Annotated in this window: 12 protein-coding genes and 2 tRNA genes; 9 read left to right on the forward strand and 5 right to left on the reverse strand. The window is 36.2% G+C overall.

The genetic code is table 11. From position 1 onward, the window contains the following. The first annotated feature begins 75 nt into the window (after window positions 1–75). Together ACNC7R_RS15430 and ACNC7R_RS15435 are read left to right on the forward strand one after the other, a co-directional pair. Window positions 76–6,498, forward strand: coding sequence for an MBG domain-containing protein (locus ACNC7R_RS15430; RefSeq protein WP_417941960.1), 6,423 nt, complete (start codon window positions 76–78; stop codon window positions 6,496–6,498). 166 nt (window positions 6,499–6,664) lie between these two features. Continuing rightward, entirely contained in the window at window positions 6,665–7,498 is an 834-nt protein-coding gene (locus ACNC7R_RS15435) for an outer membrane beta-barrel protein (RefSeq protein WP_417941961.1), read from the forward strand. 315 nt (window positions 7,499–7,813) lie between these two features. Here the strand turns inward: ACNC7R_RS15435 and ACNC7R_RS15440 are convergent, their stop codons facing one another. Further along, window positions 7,814–8,218: a hypothetical protein gene (locus tag ACNC7R_RS15440; protein WP_417941962.1), complete on the reverse strand. Its 405-nt coding sequence runs from the start codon at window positions 8,216–8,218 to the stop codon at window positions 7,814–7,816. Between the two features lie 64 nt (window positions 8,219–8,282). On the opposite strand from ACNC7R_RS15440, the gene ACNC7R_RS15445 reads away from it, so the two are divergent. Then, window positions 8,283–8,702 (forward strand): ISL3 family transposase, encoded by a 420-nt coding sequence (locus tag ACNC7R_RS15445; protein WP_417941963.1) that lies wholly within the window; start codon window positions 8,283–8,285, stop codon window positions 8,700–8,702. A gap of 101 nt (window positions 8,703–8,803) precedes the next feature. On the opposite strand, the gene ACNC7R_RS15450 is transcribed toward ACNC7R_RS15445, so the two are convergent. Next, window positions 8,804–8,884: transfer RNA gene (locus ACNC7R_RS15450), tRNA-Tyr, on the reverse strand. Window positions 8,885–8,965: 81 nt separating this feature from the next. Next, window positions 8,966–9,040: transfer RNA gene (locus ACNC7R_RS15455), tRNA-Val, on the reverse strand. A gap of 265 nt (window positions 9,041–9,305) precedes the next feature. Between ACNC7R_RS15455 and ACNC7R_RS15460 the strand changes: the two genes are divergently transcribed. The 6 genes from ACNC7R_RS15460 (at window position 9,306) to pheT (ending at window position 20,839) form a co-directional block, all read left to right on the forward strand. Further along, a complete protein-coding gene (locus ACNC7R_RS15460) occupies window positions 9,306–11,096 on the forward strand; it encodes an ABC transporter ATP-binding protein (protein WP_417941964.1) in 1,791 nt (596 codons plus the stop codon). Between the two features lie 592 nt (window positions 11,097–11,688). Then, window positions 11,689–12,747, forward strand: coding sequence for an efflux RND transporter periplasmic adaptor subunit (locus tag ACNC7R_RS15465; protein ID WP_417941965.1), 1,059 nt, complete (start codon window positions 11,689–11,691; stop codon window positions 12,745–12,747). Between the two features lie 171 nt (window positions 12,748–12,918). Next, on the forward strand, window positions 12,919–16,017 hold the full coding sequence (locus ACNC7R_RS15470; protein ID WP_417941966.1) for an efflux RND transporter permease subunit: 3,099 nt from the start codon (window positions 12,919–12,921) through the stop codon (window positions 16,015–16,017). Between the two features lie 56 nt (window positions 16,018–16,073). Then, the gene (locus ACNC7R_RS15475; RefSeq protein WP_417941967.1) at window positions 16,074–17,384 is read left to right on the forward strand and encodes a TolC family protein; all 1,311 of its coding nucleotides are present in this window, start codon (window positions 16,074–16,076) and stop codon (window positions 17,382–17,384) included. Window positions 17,385–17,410: 26 nt separating this feature from the next. Then, the gene (locus tag ACNC7R_RS15480; protein ID WP_417941968.1) at window positions 17,411–18,274 is read left to right on the forward strand and encodes a bestrophin family protein; all 864 of its coding nucleotides are present in this window, start codon (window positions 17,411–17,413) and stop codon (window positions 18,272–18,274) included. 144 nt (window positions 18,275–18,418) lie between these two features. Then, window positions 18,419–20,839 carry a phenylalanine--tRNA ligase subunit beta gene (gene pheT, locus ACNC7R_RS15485; RefSeq protein WP_417941969.1) on the forward strand — a complete coding sequence of 807 codons (2,421 nt, stop codon included), beginning with the start codon at window positions 18,419–18,421 and terminating at the stop codon, window positions 20,837–20,839. A gap of 56 nt (window positions 20,840–20,895) precedes the next feature. Here the strand turns inward: pheT and ACNC7R_RS15490 are convergent, their stop codons facing one another. Both ACNC7R_RS15490 and clpB read right to left on the reverse strand, forming a co-directional pair. Next, window positions 20,896–21,777 carry a DUF808 domain-containing protein gene (locus tag ACNC7R_RS15490; RefSeq protein WP_417941970.1) on the reverse strand — a complete coding sequence of 294 codons (882 nt, stop codon included), beginning with the start codon at window positions 21,775–21,777 and terminating at the stop codon, window positions 20,896–20,898. A 360-nt stretch (window positions 21,778–22,137) separates the two neighbouring features. Then, window positions 22,138–24,741, reverse strand: a complete 2,604-nt coding sequence (gene clpB / locus ACNC7R_RS15495) for an ATP-dependent chaperone ClpB (protein ID WP_417941971.1) — start codon at window positions 24,739–24,741, stop codon at window positions 22,138–22,140. Window positions 24,742–24,937 lie beyond the last annotated feature (196 nt).

The following is a 24,937-nucleotide window of genomic DNA, read 5'->3' on the forward strand; positions in this document are numbered from 1 at the left end:
TAAAGAAATTTAATAAAGTGAGATATTAAAAAAGGGAAGTGGATATTTAAAATTAACGTAAAACTACAAATTCTTATGAATTCTAAATTTTTCAAATTGTTCTTGGTTGTGTTTTTAATCCAAATATTCATAACAAACAATTTAAAAGCGCAAGAGCTACTATTTGACAATGGCCCTTTTACGACAAATACTGCTGTTGGTTTTGGTGGTTCAGATGTTTCTGTAGCGCAAAACGTTACATTAGGATATACTTCAATAGGGTCCAATGTAAACAACGCAGGTAATTTACGTTTAACTGATCAATTTACTAATTCTGCGCCATGGTATTTAGATTATGTTGATGTTTTTGCTTACCAAACTGGAAGTTCGGTTTCATCTACGTTTACAAGTGGTGTTGTTAAAATTTGGAATAGTGACCCTAGCAGTGGAACAGCTATATCAGAATTCGGTGATTTTACCACTAATCGAATGATCTTGACTGATTTTACAAATTGCTATCGAGTTCAAGAAAACGTTAGTTTGCTCACAAATAATCGTCCGATAATGAGAATACGGATTTCGATTGGTGCCATAATTCAACCAGGAACACATTGGATTGAATGGGGGCTAACAGGCTCATTGGCTTCTGGGCCATTTGCTCCGCAAATTAGTATTTTGGGCACTGGTAATACAGGAGATGCAAAGCAGTTTAATAATACCGGTTATACAGGCACCTTAACTAATGGCGCATACCAAGTAGGGCTGCCTTTCAAACTTTTTGGAAGTCAATTTGTATCCTATGCACCTAGCCCTAATCCGATTTGTACTGGAAGTAATGTGACTGTTAATTTTTTAGACCCTGTAGCGCGAAATACAGGAAATACCTACACGCTGGAGTTATCAGATGTAAACGGAAATTTTCCTGGGACACTTTTAACGACTACCATCGTAAGTGCGAGTCAATTATCTGCTGTAATTCCAATATCTACTGTTGGAAGTGCTAACTACAAGATAAGAACTGTTGCCTCCAGCCCAAGTGAAAATAGTTCACCTTCAGATTTTCTGAATGTCTACTCGGCGCCAAACACTGTCGTAGCATCTCAAACAGATGTTTCATGTAATGGTGGATCTAATGGTTCTGCTTCAGTGACTGCTTCGGGTGGTGCTGGTGGATATACTTATTCTTGGTCACCATCTGGTGGAACGGCTGCTACAGCAACCGGATTAAGCGCAGGAATCTATACGGTAACGGTAACAGATGCTAACGGATGTACCGCTACTCGAGACTTTACTATTACACAACCAACGGCTTTAGTAGCTACTGCGGCTTCACAAACCAATGTGTCTTGTAATGGTGGCTTCAACGGAGCGGCTTCAATTAATACCCCTACAGGAGGTGCAGGTGGATATACATATAACTGGACTCCGGGTAACCCAACTGGTGATGGTACAACTTCTGTAACAGGTCTAACTCCTGGTACATGGACATGTACTGTAACAGATGCTAACAACTGTACCACTACCGTTGACTTTATTATTACACAACCAACGTCTCTAGTAGCTACTGCGGCTTCACAAACAAATGTGTCTTGTAATGGTGGCTCGAATGGAGCGGCTTCAATTAACACCCCTACAGGAGGTGCAGGTGGATATACTTACAACTGGACTCCGGGTAACCCAACTGGTGATGGTACAACTTCTGTAACAGGTCTAACTCCTGGTACATGGACATGTACTGTAACCGATGCTAACAACTGTACTACAGCAGTTAACTTTACTATTACACAACCAACAGCTCTAGTAGCTACTGCGGCTTCACAAACAAATGTATCTTGTAATGGTGGCTCGAACGGAGCGGCTTCAATTAATACCCCTACAGGAGGTGCAGGTGGATATACCTATAACTGGACTCCGGGTAACCCAACTGGTGATGGTACAACTTCTGTAACAGGTCTAACTCCTGGTACATGGACATGTACTGTAACCGATGCTAACAACTGTACTACAGCAGTTAACTTTACTATTACACAACCAACAGCTCTAGTAGCTACTGCGGCTTCACAAACAAATGTATCTTGTAATGGTGGCTCGAACGGAGCGGCTTCAATTAATACCCCTACAGGAGGTGCAGGTGGATATACCTATAACTGGACTCCGGGTAACCCAACTGGTGATGGTACAACTTCTGTAACAGGTCTAACTCCTGGTACATGGACATGTACTGTAACCGATGCTAACAACTGTACTACAGCAGTTAACTTTACTATTACACAACCAACAGCTCTAGTAGCTACTGCGGCTTCACAAACAAATGTATCTTGTAATGGTGGCTCGAACGGAGCGGCTTCAATTAACACCCCTACAGGAGGTGCAGGTGGATATACCTATAACTGGACTCCGGGTAACCCAACTGGTGATGGTACAATTTCTGTAACAGGTCTAACTCCTGGTACATGGACATGTACTGTAACCGATGCTAACAACTGTACTACTACCGTTGACTTTACTATTACACAACCAACAGCAATTAATTTCACAACAACAGTTTTGTCTGGTTATGATTACAATACTGGATATAGTCAAACTATAGTAGCTTCAGGAGGAACAGGATCTAAAACGTATGCCGTTACAGCGGGAAGTTTGCCTTCTGGTTTTTCGCTATCAACAGCTGGACAGATAACAGGTATTTCAACTCAAATTGCTGATAGTAATTTTACGGTTACCGCTACTGATGCTAATAGTTGTACTGCTAACTATGATTATGTACTGAAATTAAATCAAATCCCAATTACGGTAACTGCAACACCTTCTCAAACTAAAATATATGGAGAGAATGATCCTGTTTTAACTTATACAGTATCACCAAGTTTGCTTTCTGGAGATTCATTCACAGGATCTTTAACAAGAGATAGTGGTGAAAATATTGGTAATTATGCTATTAATCAAGGTTCGCTTTCAGCTGGATCTAAATATTTAATTACTTATGTGGGTGCTAACTTTACTATTACGGCAAAACCAATTACAGTAACAGCAACTCCATCACAAACGAAAGTTTACGGAACAACGGATCCTGTTTTTGCTTATACAGTTTCACCAGGTTTAGTAGGTAGTGATTCCTTTACAGGAGCTTTAACTAGAGTTACTGGGGAAAATATAGGAACTTATGCTATTAACCAAGGAAGTTTGAGTGCCGGATCTAATTATACGATTAGTTACGCAGACGCTAACTTTACTATTACGGCAAAACCAATTACAGTAACAGCAACTCCGTCACAAACCAAAGTTTATGGAACAACAGATCCTGCTTTTGCTTATACAGTTTCACCAGGTTTGGTAGGTAGTGATGCCTTTACAGGAACTTTAAGCAGAACTGCTGGAGAGAATGTGGGTGTTTACGCTATCACACAAGGTACCTTAACTGCCGGTTCTAATTATAACATTAATTATGTAAGCAAAGATTTTACGATTACGGCAAAACCTATTACAGTAACGGCAGATGCTTCACAAACTAAAGTATATGGAACTACGAATCCGATTTACACTTATACGGTTTCTCCAAGTTTAGTAAGTGGTGATTCTTTCACAGGAACTTTAAGCAGAACTACTGGAGAGAATATTGGAAACTATCCTATAACACAAGGAAACTTAAGTGCCGGTTCTAATTATAGCATTACTCATGTAAGCAAAGATTTTACGATTACGGCTAAACCAATTACAGTAACAGCAGATGCTTCACAAACCAAAGTATACGGAACAACAGATCCTCTTTTTACTTATACGGTTTCTCCAAGTTTAGTAAGTGGTGATTATTTCACAGGAGCTTTAAGCAGAACTGCTGGAGAGAATGTGGGTGTTTACGCTATCACACAAGGTAATTTAAGTGCCGGTTCTAATTATAACATTACTTACGTAAGTAAAGATTTTACGATTACCGCAAAACCAATTACAGTAACAGCAACTCCATCACAAACGAAAGTTTACGGAACAACGGATCCTGTTTATGCTTATACAGTTTCACCAGGTTTAGTAGGTAGTGATGCCTTTACAGGAACTTTAACTAGAGTTACTGGGGAAAATATAGGAACTTATGCTATTACCCAAGGTAGTTTGAGTGCCGGTTCTAATTATAACATTACTTATGTAAGCAAAGATTTTACTATCACGGCAAAACCTATTACAGTAACGGCAGATGCTTCACAAACCAAAGTATACGGAACAACAGATCCTCTTTTTACTTATACGGTTTCTCCAAGTTTAGTAAGTGGTGATTATTTCACAGGAGCTTTAAGCAGAACTGCTGGAGAGAATGTGGGTGTTTACGCTATCACACAAGGTAATTTAAGTGCCGGTTCTAATTATAACATTACTTACGTAAGTAAAGATTTTACGATTACCGCAAAACCAATTACAGTAACAGCAACTCCATCACAAACGAAAGTTTACGGAACAACGGATCCTGTTTATGCTTATACAGTTTCACCAGGTTTAGTAGGTAGTGATGCCTTTACAGGAACTTTAACTAGAGTTACTGGGGAAAATATAGGAACTTATGCTATTACCCAAGGTAGTTTGAGTGCCGGTTCTAATTATAACATTACTTATGTAAGCAAAGATTTTACTATCACGGCAAAACCTATTACAGTAACGGCAGATGCTTCACAAACTAAAGTATATGGAACTACGAATCCGATTTACACTTATACCGTTTCTCCAAGCTTAGTAAGTGGTGATTCTTTCACTGGAACTCTAAGCAGAACTGCTGGAGAGAATATTGGAAACTATGCTATAACACAAGGAAACTTAAGTGCCGGTTCTAATTATAACATTACTTACGTAAGTAAAGATTTTACTATTACGGCAAAACCTATTACAGTAACGGCAGATGCTTCACAAACAAAAGTTTATGGAACAGTAAATCCTGTTTACACTTATACGGTTTCTCCTAGTTTAGTAAGTGGTGATTCTTTCACAGGAGCTTTAAGCAGAACTGCTGGAGAGAATATTGGAAACTATGCTATAACACAAGGAAGTTTGAGTGCCGGTTCTAATTATAGCATTACTTATGTAAGCAAAGATTTTACGATTACGGCTAAACCAATTACAGTAACAGCAGATGCTTCACAAACCAAAGTTTACGGAACAACAGATCCTCTTTTTACTTATACGGTTTCTCCAAGTTTAGTAAGTGGTGATTATTTCACAGGAGCTTTAAGCAGAACTGCTGGAGAGAATGTGGGTGTTTACGCTATCACACAAGGTAATTTAAGTGCCGGTTCTAATTATAACATTACTTACGTAAGTAAAGATTTTACGATTACGGCAAAACCAATTACAGTAACGGCAACTCCATCACAAACGAAAGTTTACGGAACAACAGATTCTGTTTTTGCTTATACAGTTTCACCAGGTTTAGTAGGTAGTGATGCCTTTACAGGAACTTTAAGCAGAAATGCTGGAGAGAATATTGGAAACTATGCTATTACCCAAGGAAGTTTGAGTGCCGGATCTAATTACACGATTAGTTACGCAGACGCTAACTTTACTATTACGGCAAAACCAATTACAGTAACAGCAACTCCATCACAAACGAAAGTTTATGGAACAACAGATCCTGCTTTTGCTTATACAGTTTCACCAGGTTTGGTAGGTAGTGATGCCTTTACAGGAACTTTAAGCAGAACTGCTGGAGAGAATGTGGGTGTTTACGCTATCACACAAGGTAATTTAAGTGCCGGTGGAAATTATACCATTATGTATAATGGCTCTAATTTTATTATTACAAAAGCAGATCAGGTAATTACCTGGAATCAGACTTTGGAATTAGGTTGTAATGGAGAAACTAGTATTGTTTTGAATGCTGTTGCTAATAGTGGTTTAGCAGTAAATTATACTTCTTCTAATACTAACATTGCGACTGTTTCAAATAATTCATTAATTTTTCAAAATTATGGGTCGGCGACTATAACAGCATCACAACCAGGCAACATGAATTACAACGCAGCTCCGGCTGTAGTTTTACCAGTAGTATCTAGTCAGCCTAATCTGATTAGAAAACAGTTTGAAGATGTTATCTTCTTTGACAATAGTTCTAAGAGTTTTAAATCGTATAGCTGGTATAAAAATGGGGTTTTAGTTCCGGGACAAACTTTACAATATTTCAAAGAAAGTGGTCCTTTGAATGGAACTTATTATGCAGTAGCAACAAAACTAGACGGAACATTAATTACAACCTGTACCTTGACTTTATCTCCTACAATAGAAGAAGAGTACATAAGAATTGTTCCAAACCCTGTTAGAAGTAATGCTACTTTCCAATTGATAACGAATGTTAGTTCAGGCAGATTACAAAATGCACGTATTGAACTGTATAGCTTAACAGGTAACTTACTGACTACTATTACAAACCCAAGTCAAAATACTATTGACATGAATGCTCCGAGCGTTGAAGGAATTTATATTGTAAAAATGACCTTAGCAAATGGTAAATATTTTACAAAAAACCTTCTCGTTAAAAATTAAAAATAATTTACAGAATATGACATCCTCATTTTTAATGAATGAGGATGGATTGTTCTAATTTAAAAACAAGTATGAAATCGTCATTAGCAACAAATTTATGTGAACAAAAAACAATGAGTAAAAAGGCGATAACGTATAGGGTCACTAAAAAATAAATTTTACATCTATGAAACTCAATATTAAAAACATAATTGGAACTATAGCTTTCTTAATTTCCCAAGGAATAGCGGCACAGTTTTATGTAGGTATACAGTCGGGAATAGGGAATATAAAGAGTGATATTACTGGTATAGAAACAGGTAATCGCCTTGGCGGAGCTGTAAAAGCAGGTTATATCTACTCTTTAAATACTCATTTTGGTATCGGTTCAGGAATAGAGTTCTCACAATACAAACAAGAAGTTGCTCTTTCTCAGCCTTCTGCAACACTCACTAGTTTTGAAGTTGATGCTTCCACTTCAGCATTTTTTTACAATGTTACCACGAACAATTATAGAGAAAAACAAACTTTACATGCTGTGCAAATCCCTCTTTTTGTGCAGTATAAAACAAATATCAACAAGGGTATTGATTTTAATTTTAGAGCCGGAGCTAAATATTTTTTACCTGTAAACTATAAAATTAAAGCAACAGCCGATTACGTAAATGGTAGCGCTTATTATCCAGATGTAAACCTGACTATTGATGATTTACCAGAATATGGTTTTGGTAGTCAGGATAATTATTCCTCATCAGGAGAGTATAAAACCAAAGGAATTATAATGAGTTCTTTTGAGTTAGGATTTACATTTGATGTAGGCAGAAAGAATTCGTTATATGCCGCCATGTTTCTGGAGTATGGATATGGTACAATTTTAGACCAAAACAAGAATGAATCCTATATTGGTTATAACCCAACATCTGCGTCTGATAGAAAAATTAATGGCTTGTACAGTACGGATAAAGATGCTGAAATTAAACCTGTAGCTTTTGGTGCAACAATAGGATGGAATTTTAAATAACCTGTATAGTTATTTTAGGACGGCACATAGGACGACACAACCCTTCAATTTCATGTATAGATAAGGCATAGATAAAGCATGGATAGTGCATGGATAATACATGAAAAAAATTGTGCTTCTCTAATTGTATTTTAAGGTTTGCCGGTAATGCTTTTTCAGCAGCAATAACAGTATATTTATAACCCGGTTTTTGTAATTGCCCAACGAATTGTTCTACTAAAAATTCTTCGGATTACTTAATCATTTCTTATGGTTTAATTTATCATTTTCCCACACGATCGGATTTTGTATAATGTAATTCGCTATTCTTGGATATTAAAAATCATTTCTGACAATGTGGTTGTGGTAATTGGGTTGAAAAAAATAATTTTGTTTATTGTATTTCGGAATTGGTAAATGATGTTCGTAAATATAATCATCAATTTTGGTATTTACCGCTGATTTAAATGCCGCAATAAACGATGATATGGATTTCGGTAATCGTACAGGACGATTCGGTTTTATGGATTGCAATTGTAAAATCGCACGGTTGGGTTGAACCGCACGGCCGTGCGATTGTACGTTATCCCCGTTATCAATCAAATCGTTTGATTCATTGCCGTTATAAAATATTTCCACAATCATATGTAAATGGTTAGGCATTATGATATATTCGTGCAAAAACAATTCATTTCGAATTTCAAATGATTTCAAAAATTCATTTTCTACAATTTTACCCATTTCGGATAATTGTATTTCCCCTGTGACAATATCACCCAAAATACATTTCCTGTTTTGGGTAACAATGGTAAGAAAATTACTAGCGAGGAGTCGCTATTTCTTGTATAAATCCAAATCGAAATGGACTCACAATCAAATAGAACGTGCTGCCTTACTATTTGAGTTATATCCTGATATTCAAAAAGGATACAATCTAACTCAAGAGCTCCGTGGCATCTTTGAGAATACAACCGATAAAATCATTGGTTTTGCAAAATTAGCCAGATGGCATGAAAAAGTAGATCAATCTGGATTTAAGTCTTTCGGTACAATCTCTCGTACAATTATGAATCATTATCAAACCATCTTAAATTATTTTGATAACAGAAGTACTAATGCTTCTGCAGAATCATTCAATGCTAAAATAAAAGCATTTAGATCAAAATTTAGAGGTGTTAGAAATATAGAATACTTCCTTTTTAGGCTAACTAATATTTATGCTTAATTTTTGCATCCCCACAGGTTTTTGCTTTGATCCAATAAATCCATAATTTTAGGAAATAAAAAACTCCAAAATCGCAAGACTTTGGAGTTTTGGGTAATTTGTGGGGAGAGCAGGATTCGAACCTGCGAAGTTCTCACAGCAGATTTACAGTCTGCCCTCGTTGGCCGCTTGAGTATCTCCCCGAATTTGAATGTCAATCTACAATCCGTCAACACTTGGAAAATAGTAAAAAAAAACTCCCCAATTTCTTAAGGAGTTTTTTGTGGGCGATGAGGGGTTCGAACCCCCGACCCCCTCGGTGTAAACGAGGTGCTCTGAACCAGCTGAGCTAATCGCCCTATTTTACTAGGCCACTATCATTTCGTGATTTCGAGTGCAAATATACACCTAGATTTTGTAATTCCAAGCCTTTTTGGTAAAAAATGCAAAATAAAATTCACTTATACTTTTAAAAACCTATTTTTCAACTTCTTAAAAAGAAATAAAAATGAAGTATTTCACAACATTTAGTTAAAAAAGAAAATCCCGAAAGCTAATTTTAATTATTCCTTTTGTATTCACTTGCTATAGTCATACATTTGCATACCTTAATTGTATACTCAAATGGCAAGATTTCAGGAAAATGATTTACCGAAAGCTAAATTAGACGCAAACTCCCTTCAAAAAGCAATCCGAATTTTTAAATATGCTAAAAACCATAAATGGAAATTTTTCCTCGGTTTAGTTTTTTTACTCTTAACTAGTGCCACTGCCCTCGCCTTTCCTAAGTTAATGGGAATGCTGGTGGACTGCGTTACTAACAAAAATCTTAGCCGGGCCAACGAAATTGCAGTTGCGCTATTGGTAATTTTAATGCTTCAGGCCGTTTTCTCTTTTTTCAGAATTTCTCTTTTCGTTAATTTTACTGAAAATTCATTGTCTAACATTCGTTTTGCCTTGTATGAGAATTTAATCAAACTTCCTATGTCGTTTTATTCGCAAAAACGTGTCGGGGAACTGAACAGCCGGATCAGCGCAGATATTTCGCAGTTGCAGGACACTTTTAGCACCACAATCGCAGAGTTTTTACGTCAGTTTATATTAATTATCGGCGGATTTATAATTTTAGGGAATATAAGTCCTAAATTGACTTTGATGATGCTGGCCATCGTTCCGGTTGTAGCCGTTGCAGCAGTAATTTTTGGAAGATTCATTCGCAAGTACGGCAAAAAAACGCAGGACAAAGTAGCCGAAAGTCAGGTCATTGTGGAAGAAACATTACAGGGAATCAGTAATGTTAAAGCTTTTGCTAACGAATGGTACGAAATTCAGCGTTATAAAAACAAAATCAAAGAAATTGTAAAAATAGCCATCAAAGGTGGCCAGTACAGAGGTTATTTTGCTTCTTTCATTATTTTATGCCTCTTCGGATGCGTGGTGGCTGTTGTATGGTACGGCATTACCTTAACCATAAAAGGTGAAGTTGAAGGTGTGGGCGATCTGATTTCGTTTGTACTTTATACTACCTTTATTGGTGCTTCTTTTGGAGGTATAGCCGAAATGTACGCTCAGATTCAAAAAGCGGTTGGTGCTACAGAAAGGGTTTTCGAATTACTGGAAGAAGATCCTGAAGCCATCAATGCTATCCCAAAAGCGCTTCCTCTGGAAAAAATAAAAGGAAACGTGGCTTTCAAAAATGTAGCTTTCAGTTATCCCTCAAGAAAGGAAGTTCAGGTGTTAAAAGAGGTCAGTTTCAATGCCGATTTCGGTCAGAAGATTGCACTTGTTGGTCCGAGTGGTGCCGGTAAATCGACTATTTCTTCGTTATTATTACGTTTTTACGATATCACTTCAGGGGAAATTCTGGTTGATGGAAAAAGCATTTATGACTACGATCTTGAAAATCTTCGTGGCAATATGAGTATCGTTCCTCAGGATGTGATTTTATTTGGCGGAACCATCAGGGAAAATATAGCCTACGGAAAACCGTATGCTTCAGATGAAGAAATTATTGCAGCTGCAAAACAGGCAAATGCACTGAATTTTATAGAAAGCTTTCCTGAAAAATTCGAAACGCTGGTGGGAGAACGTGGCGTAAAATTATCAGGAGGTCAGCGCCAGCGTATTGCAATCGCAAGGGCATTATTAAAAAACCCGAGTATTTTAATTTTGGATGAAGCAACTTCTTCTTTAGACAGCGAAAGCGAAAAACTGGTTCAGGAAGCTTTAGAAGTTTTGATGGAAGGCAGAACCAGTATTATCATTGCACACAGACTTTCGACGATTAGAAACGCTGACAAAATTTTAGTTCTGGATAATGGAAGAATCACCGAAGAAGGAACACATCAGGAGCTGATTAACCTTGAAAATGGAATTTATAAAAACCTGAGCAATCTGCAGTTCAGCAATTCATAGTAAGTATGGGAAATCAATAATTTAAATGCAATAAGACAAAAACGTTTTATTGCATTTTTTTTAAGCTTGCCTGATATTTTACCTAAATAAATATTATAATTCGTTGAGCATAATGAGTTCTTAATGATAATTTTTTGTCAGTTCGAGTGATCACGATTTTTCATCGTGATTGTATCGAGAACAGAAAAATTATTATTAAAAACGATTCTCGATAATTTTTTTGTTCCGTTTCTCCGCACAAAAAACACTCGAACTGACGTTTTTAATAACTTTTGAAAATAACAAACCCTCTTCCACCTAAAAGCCCTAGCCCCGATAGAAGTGAAAATCCTTTTGTGGCGGGGTTCGCCACAAAAGATTGTAACGGATAGCGGGATTAGCTTCTCAAAATCATTAAAAAAAACATTGAATTAAACCTTTTTCCAACCGCAATGTCTAAGCTTATTAGCATTAGAAAAATTAAAACAAAATAGCTTCAAAAACACTTGTACATACAAGTGTTAAATAACCATTAAGCCCTTTTGTATTCATATCAAAAAACTAAATTTGTAAATACCAATTCGAGACATAAAACTCATTTACCTCAATTTTCATGAAACTAAAACACCTAATTTACGCCCTTATCGTTATAGTACTCGGAGGTTTTATCACGTATCGTGTGATATCCAACAAAAAGAAAAACGAAGAATCTAAGAAATTCGGCGAAAAGGACAGACCAACAAGTGTAACCGGAATTGTGATCAAAACTTCAGTTTTTGACAATAATTTATCGTTATCAGGATCTATTGAAGCCAATGAACAGGTCGAGATTCACAGTGAAATTTCCGGAATTGTGGAAGGGATTTACTTTAGCGAAGGAAGTAACGTAAAGAAAGGTCAGGTACTTTTTAAGGTAAATGATCTTGAATTGAGAGCTCAGTTAAGACAGGCTCAGACCAAAGAAGGTCTGGCAGGCGAAAATCAAAGAAGAGCTAAATTGTTATTGCAAAAAGAAGCGATAAGTCAGGAAGAATTTGATGTTGCCAATGCAGACTACGCTTCCGCGAAAGCACAGACACAATTAATAAGCGCACAGATTGCCAAAACTTCTGTAAAAGCCCCTTTTTCAGGAAAAATTGGTTTGCGCTCTATTTCACCGGGAACTTATATTACGCCAACTGTTTTAGTAGCAAAACTGGTAAACACGGGCAAATTAAAAATTACATTTTCTATTCCTGAGAAATATGCTGCTCAGGTAAACTCGGGATCTGTTATTGACTTTACCGTTTCAGGATCGGATAAAACTTATAAAGCAAAAATTTACGCCATTGAACCCGAAGTAGAAGTGGCAACACGTACTTTGAAAATTCGTGCCATTGCTGAAAATACTAACGGTAAACTTTTCCCGGGAACATTTGCTGATGTTAAACTTCCTCTGAACATCATTAAAGAGGCAATCGTAATACCTTCTGAAGCTATTGTGCCGATACAGGATGGCAAAAAAGTGTACATCGCCAATATGGGCAAAGCCAAAGAAATCAAAGTAGAAGCAGCCACAAGAACCGATGCTTCTGTTTTAATTTTATCAGGATTAAAAGCAGGTGATACTTTAATAACAAGTGGCGTAATGTCTTTGAAAGATGAAGCTCCGATAAAAGTAAAGATAAAGTAACTTTTAAGTTATGAATTTTGGGTTATATATTATGAGTGTAACTATCTCAATATATTAAATCTAAAATCATCAATCAATTAAATAATATAAGTCTGGATTTTGAGATTAGGCAGTTAAGATTTGCAAAGTAAATCTGAAATCAACAATCTAAAATCTAAAATCATAAATTATATGAGTTTATCAACTACAAGTATAAAGAGGCCTGTTTTAACCATTGTCCTGAATCTTTTAATTATTTTATTCGGTTTTATTGGTTATACTTTCCTGGGCGTTCGTGAATTTCCTTCGATTGACCCGGCGCAGGTTTCGATCAGGACTAATTACACAGGAGCCAATTCTGATATTATTGAATCACAAATTACCGAACCTCTTGAAAAAGCGGTAAATGCAATTGACGGAATCCGGAATATTACATCATCCAGTAATCAGGGAAGCAGTAATATTACTATCGAATTTAATTTAGATAAAAACCTGGAAGAAGCAGCAAATGATGTTCGTGACAAAGTTTCACAGGCTGTTCGAAATTTACCGCAGGATATTGATGCTCCACCAGTAGTTTCTAAAGCTGACGCAGACAGCGAATCTATCATCTCGATGACGCTTCAGAGTGACACCCGAAGCTCGCTCGAATTAAGCGATTACGCCGAAAATGTCATTTCGCAGCGTTTAGAAACCATACCGGGTGTGAGTGGTGTTCAGATCTGGGGACAAAAACGTTATGCTATGCGTTTGTGGATTGATCCTGTAAAATTAACGGCCTATAAATGTACCGTAGCCGATGTTCGTAATGCCTTAAATGCACAAAATGTTGAATTGCCTTCTGGAAAACTGACCGGAGACAATACCGAACTGACCGTAAAAACAATCGGAAATCTTTCTAAACCGGAAGAGTTCAATAATATTATCATTCGTACAGAGGGTGATAAAATTATACGCTTCAGTGATGTTGGAGGTGCCGAATTAGGCCCTGAAAATATCGAAACACAATTAACATCCTCCGGACTTCCAATGATTGGTCTGGCAATTGTTCCGATGCCCGGAGCTAATTACCTGGATATCTCATCCGAATTTTATAAAAAATACGAAGCCCTCAAAAAGGATTTACCCAAAGACATCAAACTTAATATTGCGCTAGATAATACGTTGTTTGTAAAGAAATCAGTATTAGAAGTTGCTGAGACTCTAGGTATATCTATTTTATTAGTAATCATCATTATTTACCTGTTTTTCAGGGACTGGGCAATTGCTTTCAGGCCGTTAATTGATATTCCGGTATCTTTGATTGCTACTTTTTTTATCATGTGGATGCTTGGATTTTCCATCAATGTATTAACTCTTTTAGCTATTGTTCTGGCAACAGGACTGGTGGTGGATGACGGGATCGTAGTTACCGAAAATATCTTCAAAAAAGTAGAAGAAGGAATGTCTCCTATTGAAGCAGCTATAAAAGGTTCTAATGAAATTTTCTACGCTGTAATTTCGATATCTGTAACGTTGGCAGCCGTATTTTTACCCGTAATTTTCCTTGAAGGTTTTGTAGGACGCCTTTTTAGGGAATTTGGGGTTGTCATTGGCTCGGCTGTATTGATTTCTGCTTTTGTGTCACTGACTTTGACACCAATGCTGAACGCTTATCTGATGAAAGGCGGCGAACAAAAAAAATCTAAATTTTATATTAAGACGGAGCCTTTTTTCGAAAAAATGAACAGTACTTACGCAGAAAGTCTTTCTAAATTTATGGATCGTAAATGGATTAGTTTCCCGATTCTGATTGCCTGCTTCGGAATTATTTATCTGTTTTTCACCATCCTTCCCAAGGAAACAGCGCCTTTAGATGACCGCAGCTCTGTTGTAATGCGTATGACTACTCCCGAAGGATCTTCATATGAATATACCGATCGTTTTATGCAGGAGATTTCCAAATTGGTTGATGATTCTATCCCTGAGAAAAAAGTGAGTCTGGTGATTACTTCCCCAGGATTTGGTTCTTCATCAGTCAACAGTGGTTTTATCAGGCTTTCGCTAAAGCAACCTGACGAAAGAGTTCGTTCGCAAAAAGATATTGCCGATAAATTAACCAAATGGACCAAACAATATCCGGACGCAAAAACTTCTGTAATTCAACAGCCTACTATTGCTGTGAACAGACGTGGTGGTTTACCGATTCAATACATTATTCAGGCTTCAACTTTTGAGAAATTAAGAGAGAAAATCCCTGTTTTTATGGAAGAAGTGGGCAAAAGTGATGTATTCTCCGTTAGTGATGTCAACCTGAAATTCAACAAACCTGAAATCAATGTAAGTATCGATCGGGAAAAAGCAGAAAGTTTAGGAATTTCTATTATGGATATTGCCCAGACGTTGCAGCTTTCTTTGAGTGGACAGCGTTTTGGATATTTCATTAAAAACGGAAAGCAATATCAGGTAATTGGTCAGTTTAACCAGGAAGACCGTTCCAAACCGCTTGATTTGACTTCTATTTTTGTAAAAAACAAAAACGGCGAATTAATTCAGATGGATAATGTTGTAAAAATTGAAGAACAAAGTAATCCGCCTCAATTGTACCATAATAACCGATACATGTCTGCAACAGTGTCTGCTGGTTTGGCACCTGGAAAAAGCATCAGCGATGGTATTGAGGAAATGGACCGGATTAAAGCAAAAGTTTTAGACCAGAGTTTCACCACTGATTTAAGTGGGGAATCACGAGATTTTGTCGAAAGTAGTTCTAATACGTCATTTGCCTTCGGATTAGCATTATTATTGATTTTCCTGATTCTGGCGGCTCAGTTTGAAAGTTTTATAGATCCGTTAATTATCATTTTAACGGTACCAATGGCGGTTGCCGGAGCTTTATTCTCCCTATGGCTGTTCAATCAGAGCTGGAACATTTTCAGCCAGATTGGAACCGTAATGCTTATTGGACTGGTAACTAAAAACGGTATTTTAATTGTGGAGTTTGCTAATCAGCTAAGGGAACAAGGAAAGCCAAAATTAGAGGCTATTATGGAAGCTTCAGAAGCACGTTTAAGACCTATTTTAATGACGAGTTTAGCCATTGCGTTAGGAGCTTTGCCAATTGCAATGTCACTTGGAGCGGCTTCTACGAGCAGAATCGGAATGGGAGTTGTTATTGTAGGAGGTACTATTTTCTCATTAGCATTAACCCTTTTTGTGATTCCGGCAATTTATCTGATGTGGTCGAAAGCCCGTAAACATTATCCGGAATTTGACCATATTGACGAATACGAAAAAGAAAGTATAAAATAGCACTGAATCATGAATTTTAAATTTAGAATTCATCATTTGAGTAAAAGAAAATAAACATGAATAATAGAAATTTATACCGCATTTTATTAATCCTCTTATTCTGTATTGGCAAAACCAATGCCCAGCAAGTCCTGACTATTGAAGAGGCTATGAAAATAGCTCTGGAAAATAATTTTGAAATTAAAATTGCTAAAAACAATTCAAAAATATCTGAAACGAATGTAACAATCGGAAATGCAGGAATGCTCCCAACCGCTACCGCTTCGATTACAGACAACAACAGTATCACAAACTCCTCTCAAACACGTCAGGACGGAACGACAACGGCTTTGGACAATGCCAAAAACAACAGCTTAAACTACGGGGTAAGCCTTGGCTGGACAGTTTTCGATGGAATGAAAATGTTTGCCAGGCTGGATCAACTAAAGGAACTTCAAAAACTGGGCGATGCTGAGTTAAAAAGAACGATTTTACTAAAAATTGCACAGGTTAATTCAGCTTATTATAACCTGGTACAACAGCAACAGCAGTTAGCTGCTTTAGACACCACCATTGTCATTTCAAACCAAAGATTAGAACTGGCAAAAAACCGTTTTACAATTGGAAAAGCATCAAAATTGGAAGTTTTGAATGCACAGGTTGATTTGAATTCAGATCAGGTAGCTTTGTTGCGACAAAAAGAATCTTATATCAATTCAAAAATTTTACTTAATCAATATTTAGCCCGTGATCCAAAAATTGATTTCAAAGTCACAAACCAGCTTACCGTTGATGATAAATTAATTTTTGCTGATTTGTTGGATTTGGCACAAAAACAAAATCCTGCATTAGAAGCTCAAATAATCAATAAACGAATTGCAGAATTGGAATTGAAACAGGTAAAAGCAGACCGATATCCCGTGATTAACTTAACCACCGGATATAATTTTGCAGAAAGTCAATCCAGTCTGGGTTTTACAAGTGAAGCTTCTTCCAGAGGATTAAATTATGGATTTAATGCTACGCTTAACATTTTCGATGGTTTTAATCAGCATCGAAATGAAAAAGTGGCCAAATTGCAAATCGAAAATTCTCAAATTGCTATCGAACAGCAAAATATGATTTTGAATACCCAGTTGAGCACTGCCTTTCAGACCTATTTAACCAACATCGAACTTATTGGACTGGAAGATGATAATGAAGAAATAGCAAAACAAAATCTTTCAATTACGCTGGATAAATTCAGGATTGGAACAATTACAACATTAGAATTTAGAACAGCTCAATTGAATTATGTGAATGCAAAAGTTCGTAACAGCAACGCTCAATATCAGGCAAAATTATCTGAAATTGCATTAAAGGAATTAGCTGGAAATATTAGTTTTTAGTTTAATTTTGTTCGAAAAACATTTAAATGATTTCATACAATACAAAGGACTGGGTAACTTTTATTTTTCGTTTTCACAAATCTGACACCATAAGAAAATTGTTTTCTGTCATGGTTATTATTGGAATTTACAGTGCGGTTATTGGTTATCTGGAAGTTCAGTATTTTAAAATCGGGAAAAACGATTACATACATAATATCAATATCATGCACGGCATGCTGGGCTTTGTTATCTCGTTGCTGCTTGTTTTCAGAACAAATACCGCTTATGACCGTTGGTGGGAAGGAAGAAAACTATGGGGAAGTCTTGTCAATAACAGCCGTAATCTCGCCATCAAACTATCTGCCATTTTAAAAGATGAAAGCGACAGAAGTTTTTTTAGGAAATTTATTCCAATGTATGCCCATATTCTTCAGATTCATTTAAAAGATGATGACACAAGCAAACAGCTTTTTGAAGATGTTGATTTAGAAATCGATCACCATAAACACAAACCCAATCAGTTAAAAAAAATCATATATCAAAAAATTAATGATTTGTATGATGCAAAAAAAATTACCGGGGATCAGCTCATTATATTAAACGAAGAATTAAGATCTTTTACTGATATATGCGGTGCCTGCGAGCGAATAAAAAACACCCCCATACCCTATTCTTACAGTGCTTTTATCAAAAAATTTATCTTTTTTTATACCATGACGCTTCCTTTCGGATATTCTGTAAGCCTGGGTTACTTTGTAGCTCCTGTAGTGGTTTTTGTTTTTTATGTTCTGGCAAGTTTAGAATTAATCGCTGAAGAAATCGAAGATCCGTTTGGAGATGATGAAAACGACTTGCCTATTAAAAAAATATCCGAAAATATCAAAAAACATGTTGAGGAACTGATTTAAGTCTAATCTATCTCTTAAAAAAAAAAAATTAATTTATTGCCATTTATAATTTTGATTAAGGAATTTTAGAAAACAAAAAAATAGTTTCCAACTCCCGCAATCAATCCTTATATTTGTACCCTTATCAAGAATACTGAAATCAACATGAAAATATCTTACAACTGGTTAAAACAATTCATTAAAACAGACTGGACATCAGAGCAAACTTCTGAATTACTTACAGATTTAGGTCTGGAAGTTGAAGTTGTCGAAAAATACCAATCAGTAAAAGGAGGCTTAGAAGGAGTTGTTGTAGGACATGTACTTACCTGCGAAAAACACCCTGATGCAGACCGGTTAAAAGTAACAACTTTAGATATTGGTTTAGAGAGTCCTATTCAGGTAGTTTGCGGTGCTTCAAATGTTGCGGCAGGTCAAAAAGTGCCTGTAGCCACTATTGGAACAGTTTTATATGATAAAGATGGAGGAGAATTTACCATTAAAAAAGGTAAAATTCGCGGACAGGAAAGCCACGGAATGATTTGTGCTGAAGACGAATTAGGCCTCGGAACAGGTCATGATGGCATTATGGTTCTGGATGAAAAACTAGTTCCGGGAACTCCTGCTTCAGAGGTTTTCAAAATTGCAAATGACGAAGTCTTCGAAATCGGGTTAACTCCAAACCGTGCAGACGCCATGAGTCATTTTGGGACAGCACGTGATTTAAGAGCGGGAATGCTGCAGCGTGGAATAAATGTAGAATTGATTACGCCTTCTGTTAGCAATTTCAGGGTGGACATGCGTACTTTAAAAATTGATGTAAGTGTCGAAGAGCCTGCTCTTGCACCAAGATATTGCGGTATTACCATCTCAGGCATTACGGTAGAAGAATCTCCGGCCTGGCTTAAAGACCGTTTAAAAGCGATAGGTTTAACACCAAAAAATAATATTGTAGACGTTACTAATTATGTTTTACATGAACTAGGACAACCTCTGCATGCTTTTGATGCTGCAAAAATCAACGGAAAAATAATTGTAAAAACACTTCCGGAAGGCACAAAATTCACGACTCTCGATGACGTTGAAAGAACATTACATAAAGAAGATTTAATGATTTGTGATGAAAAAGGACCTCTTTGTATCGCAGGTGTTTTCGGCGGAAAAAAATCAGGTGTTTCTGAAGTAACCACTTCTATATTTCTAGAAAGTGCTTATTTTGATGCCGTAAGTGTACGTAAAACTGCCAAAAGACATCAGTTAAATACCGATGCTTCTTTTAGATTTGAAAGAGGAATTGATCCAACTATTACAGAATATGCATTAAAACGTGCCGCACTTTTAATCCAGGAAGTGGCAGGCGGAAAAGTTACATCTGATGTAATAGAAGTATATCCTAAAAAAATAGAAGATTTTTCTGTTTTACTAAATTTCAGCCACGTTTATAAAATCATCGGACAGGAAATTCCAAAAGACACCATCAAGAAAATATTAGTTTCTTTAGACATTAAAGTGAATAGCGTTTCTGAATCTGGTTTGGGATTAACTATTCCGGCATATCGAGTAGATGTTCAGCGTGAAATAGATGTGATTGAAGAAATTTTAAGGGTCTATGGATATAATAATATTGATTTTTCTAAGAAATTTAATGCTACAGTAGCCAACTCTCCGCGAACAGAAGACTACAAAGTACAAAATATAATCGCATCACAACTGAACTCTCAGGGATTTCATGAAATGATGGCAAATTCATTAACTACAGCTGATTACGCAAAATTATCTACTGACTTAAAAGAAGAATACAATGTTACGATGCTGAATCCGTTGAGCAGTGATTTATCAACAATGCGTCAGTCGTTATTATTTTCAGGTTTGGAAGCAATTTCATATAATATCAACAGAAGAAATTCTGATTTGAAACTATTCGAATTCGGAAAAACATACCATAAATACCTTAATGGATACGAAGAACGCAAACATTTAAGTTTGTTGATTTCAGGTAACCGAAATAAGGAGAGCTGGACAAACCCACAAAAAACTACTGATTTCTTTTTACTTAAAGGTTATATTACCGGTATTTTAAGTCGTTTAGGAATCGATAAAATTTCAAACGTCCCGTCAAAATCAGATGTTTTTTCTGAAGGAACTGCGAAACTTTATAACAACGAAGTATTAGTCGAGATTGGAGTAGTTAAGAAATCCATTTTAAAACATTTTGGAATCAAACAGGATGTTTATTATGCCGATTTTAACTGGGATTTGGTACTAAAAATAATAACAGGAAAAATTAAATATTCAGAGATTCCGAAATATCCGGAAGTACGCAGGGATTTAGCATTATTAATTGACCAAAGCACAACTTACGAAAGTATCCATACACTAGCAAAACAGACAGAAAAATTACTTTTAAAAGACGTAAATCTGTTTGATGTTTATGAAGGCAAAAATCTCCCGGAAGGTAAAAAATCGTACGCCCTGAGTTTCACCATTCAGGACAACACGAAAACACTAACCGATAGCCAGATCGACAAAATCATGTCTAAACTACAACAGACTTTTGAAACTGAGCTTGGAGCAAGCTTAAGATAAAAAAAAACACTAACAGTTAAGTTTCTGTTGGTGTTTTTTTTTATATGCTTTACCGGTTACTGTTTCTTTTTGAAAATCTTTTTAAACAAATTTACGATTACCAAAACAACACAGCCTAAAACAAGACCAGTTACAAATTCTTTTAATATCGAAGGAAGTTGAATATCCTCCGCTAAATGATGAAAATAAGGAATATAATGCACAAAGATTCCACCAGCAACTAATAATAATGCAATTGTGCCAATAACGGTCAAACCTTTAATAATTAAAGGAAGTGCTTTTACAAGTATAGTACCAATAAATCTTGAAACACTTTTTTCGCTTTTACTAAACTTAATAAGCTTATACCCTGCTTCATCCATTCTGACAATAATAGCTACAATTCCATAAACTCCAATAGTAGCAACTAAGGCAATTATTGAGGTTACAATGATTTGCTGAATAATTGGCTCTCCGATTACAGTTCCCAAAGCGATAATTACAATTTCTACAGACAAAATAAAATCAGTAATAATGGCTGATTTTACTTTTCCTTTTTCCATCTCAAGAATTTGTTCTTCAGTATAAGTCTCTTCAGTTATTCCTTCAGATTCAATGTGTGTATGAGGAAATACAAATTCATAAATTTTCTCTGCCCCTTCGTAAGCCAGAAATAACCCTCCAAGTACCAGAATGACAATAATTGCAACCGGAAAAAATGCACTTAATAAAAAGGCGATTGGCAGAATGATAATTTTATTCAGTAACGAACCTTTACTAATTGCCCAAAGCACAGGAAGCTCTCTTGATGATGCAAATCCTGAAGCTTTCTCTGCATTTACTGCTAAATCATCACCTAAAATTCCTGCTGTTTTCTTTGCTGCAACCTTACTCATTACAGCAACATCGTCCATAATTGCCGCTATATCATCTAATAGTGCGAAAAAACCTGATGCCATTATATTTTGCTTTTTTAATGTTAGTGGTGCGAATCTACTACTTTTATCCTAATCCTTTTAATGTATTGAGGATTTAATTTTAACTACACTGACCCAACAAAAACCAAAGAATTATAAAAACGATTATTGTACCAAAACAACCTCCTCCTAATTTTTTTGCTCCGTATCCGGCGAGCAATCCTCTAAATATATTGTTCATAATAAATTATTTAATGTTTGTGTAAATTTGGTAATTAATCAGATTATTTTTTTACAATACTTTTTAAAAATCTTTCATTATTCACTGATTAACACAAAAAACACCAGCATTTCTACTGGTGTCATTATAAATTATGCAGTTGATTTTATAGTTATACCTAATTACACTGCTGGTTGAGTCTGATTTCTAAAAACCAGCTTGCCATCAAAAGCATCAATCAAAATAATACTTTCAGTAGTAATATTTCCTGCCAGTATTTCTTTAGACAACTGATTTAAAACTTCTCTCTGAACTACACGTTTTACCGGTCTAGCTCCAAATTGAGGATCAAACCCTTTGTCTGACAAATAAGCAATTGCTTCTGGAGTTGCATCCATTGTAATGCCTTGTTGAGCCAGCATTTTAGTAACAGCTTTAAGCTGCAAACTTACAATTCTTGAAATATTATCTACCGTTAACGGCGTAAACATCACAATTTCGTCGATACGGTTTATGAATTCAGGACGAACTGTTTGTTTCAATAGTCCTAAAACTTCATTTTTCGCCGCCTCTGTTGCCGCTTCTACTCCTCCTTTAAGATTTTCAAATTTCTCCTGAATAATCTGGCTTCCCATATTAGAAGTCATAATGATAATCGTGTTTTTGAAATCCGCCAAACGCCCTTTGTTGTCCGTCAATCTACCTTCATCCAGAACTTGCAATAAAATATTAAAAGTATCAGGATGTGCTTTTTCAATCTCATCAAGCAAAACTACAGAATAAGGTTTTCTGCGAACCGCTTCTGTTAATTGACCGCCTTCATCATAACCAACATATCCTGGAGGCGCCCCAACTAAACGGCTTACACTGTGACGTTCCTGATATTCACTCATATCGATACGTGTCATTGCATTTTCGTCATCAAAAAGATATTCTGCCAATGCTTTTGCTAATTCGGTTTTACCCACTCCGGTTGTTCCTAAGAATAAGAATGTTCCAACAGGTTTTTTCATATCCTGTAAACCGGCACGGCTTCTTCGAACGGCATCACTCACTGCCTCTATAGCCTCTTCCTGCCCAACCACACGTTTGTGCAATTCATCTTCAAGATGCAAGAGTTTTTCTCTTTCTGTTTGAAGCATTTTAGTTACAGGAATTCCTGTCCATTTTGCCACCACTTCAGCAATGTCCTCTCTGGTAACTTCTTCTTTAATTAAAGAACTTCCAGATTGGAACTCTTGTAATTGTTTCTGCAATGTTTCCTGACGTTCCTGAGCTTCTTTTATTTTTCCATAACGAATCTCCGCTACTTTGCCGTAATCCCCATCTCGTTCTGCACGTTCTGCTTCATACTTAAAGTCTTCAATTTCATGTTTTACAGCCTGAATTCCGTCAACGATATCTTTTTCCTGTTTCCATTTTGCATAGATTTCGTTTCGCTCTTCTTTAAGGTTGGCCAATTCCATACCTAAAATCTTAAGCTTACTTTCTTCCTTTTCACGTTTAATGGCTTCGATCTCGATTTCCAACTGCATGATTTTACGATCCAAAACATCTAATTCTTCTGGTTTTGAATTGATCTCCATACGCAATTTAGAAGCTGCTTCATCCATTAAGTCAATCGCTTTATCAGGCAAGAAACGATTTGTAATATATCTTTGTGAAAGCTCAACAGCCGCAATAATTGCTTCATCTTTAATCTGAACTTTATGATGCGTTTCATACTTCTCTTTGACTCCACGAAGAATTGAAATTGCACTTTCTGTATCTGGTTCGTCAATTAAAACTTTTTGGAAACGTCTTTCAAGCGCTTTATCCTTCTCAAAGTATTTTTGATATTCATCTAAAGTTGTTGCCCCAATCGCTCTCAGTTCTCCACGAGCCAAAGCTGGTTTTAAGATGTTCGCTGCGTCCATTGCGCCTTCGCCTCCACCCGCTCCAACAAGCGTATGGATTTCATCAATAAACAGAACGATATCACCTTCTGCGGCAGTAACTTCTTTTACCACCGATTTTAAACGCTCTTCAAACTCTCCCTTGTATTTTGCTCCGGCGATTAAAGCTCCCATGTCTAATGAGAAAACAATCTTTTCTTTTAAGTTTTCCGGAACATCTCCATCTACAATTCTATGCGCCAAACCTTCTGCAATAGCCGTTTTACCAACTCCAGGTTCACCAATAAGCATTGGATTGTTTTTTGTTCTACGAGTTAAAATTTGAAGCACACGACGAATCTCTTCGTCACGCCCAATAACTGGGTCTAATTTTCCTGTACGTGCTAATTCGTTTAAGTTCTTAGCATATTTATTTAGCGAATTATACGTTTCTTCTGCTGAAGCTGATGTCACTCTTTCGCCCTTGCGTAATTCTTCAATAGCTGCTTTAAGCCCTTTTCCTGTAACGCCCTGATCTTTTAAAATTTGAGAAACTTTGCTTTTTGAATCAAAAATGGCTAAAATCAGATGTTCGATTGAAACATATTCATCGTTCATTTTTTGTGCAATAATTTCAGCTTCATTCAAAGCTTTATTGGCGTCTCTTGAAAGCATAATATCACCTCCCGAAACTTTTGGAAAACTCTGAATCGTACTGTCTAAAATTTGCAAAAACAAAGGCACATTTACATTTAGTTTTTTCAGAATAAATGGTGCCACATTTTCGTCAACCTCAAAAATAGCTTTGAAAATATGCTCGTTTTCAATTTGCTGCTGTCCATTTCGCTGAGCTAACTGCTGTGAGAGTTGAATAGCTTCCTGCGATTTAATTGTAAATTTGTTAATGTTCATGTTTTTATGATTTGATGATTTATTGTTTTCAAATATTCAATACCATTAAAGTTAAGATTTATACAGCTACATTTTTCACTCAAAAAAATTAACTTTGTAACAAAATGGACAAATTATATTCCAGAACACAAAAACAGACAAAATGACCTTTTTAAACTTATTTTATCGCTTTAAACATGTCAAAAAGTCACAAATA

The sequence above is a fragment of the Flavobacterium adiutor genome (assembly GCF_048282555.1).
Classification (GTDB): Bacteria; Bacteroidota; Bacteroidia; order Flavobacteriales; family Flavobacteriaceae; genus Flavobacterium.

What these genes read in the sequence shown, in the direction of transcription:
- ACNC7R_RS15430 (WP_417941960.1), top strand. Translation starts at nt 76, where the DNA reads ATGAATTCTAAATTTTTCAAATTGTTCTTGGTTGTGTTTTTAATCCAA.
- ACNC7R_RS15435 (WP_417941961.1), top strand. Translation starts at nt 6,665, where the DNA reads ATGAAACTCAATATTAAAAACATAATTGGAACTATAGCTTTCTTAATT.
- ACNC7R_RS15440 (WP_417941962.1), bottom strand. Translation starts at nt 8,218, where the DNA reads ATGGGTAAAATTGTAGAAAATGAATTTTTGAAATCATTTGAAATTCGA.
- ACNC7R_RS15445 (WP_417941963.1), top strand. Translation starts at nt 8,283, where the DNA reads ATGGTAAGAAAATTACTAGCGAGGAGTCGCTATTTCTTGTATAAATCC.
- ACNC7R_RS15460 (WP_417941964.1), top strand. Translation starts at nt 9,306, where the DNA reads ATGGCAAGATTTCAGGAAAATGATTTACCGAAAGCTAAATTAGACGCA.
- ACNC7R_RS15465 (WP_417941965.1), top strand. Translation starts at nt 11,689, where the DNA reads ATGAAACTAAAACACCTAATTTACGCCCTTATCGTTATAGTACTCGGA.
- ACNC7R_RS15470 (WP_417941966.1), top strand. Translation starts at nt 12,919, where the DNA reads ATGAGTTTATCAACTACAAGTATAAAGAGGCCTGTTTTAACCATTGTC.
- ACNC7R_RS15475 (WP_417941967.1), top strand. Translation starts at nt 16,074, where the DNA reads ATGAATAATAGAAATTTATACCGCATTTTATTAATCCTCTTATTCTGT.
- ACNC7R_RS15480 (WP_417941968.1), top strand. Translation starts at nt 17,411, where the DNA reads ATGATTTCATACAATACAAAGGACTGGGTAACTTTTATTTTTCGTTTT.
- pheT (WP_417941969.1), top strand. Translation starts at nt 18,419, where the DNA reads ATGAAAATATCTTACAACTGGTTAAAACAATTCATTAAAACAGACTGG.
- ACNC7R_RS15490 (WP_417941970.1), bottom strand. Translation starts at nt 21,777, where the DNA reads ATGGCATCAGGTTTTTTCGCACTATTAGATGATATAGCGGCAATTATG.
- clpB (WP_417941971.1), bottom strand. Translation starts at nt 24,741, where the DNA reads ATGAACATTAACAAATTTACAATTAAATCGCAGGAAGCTATTCAACTC.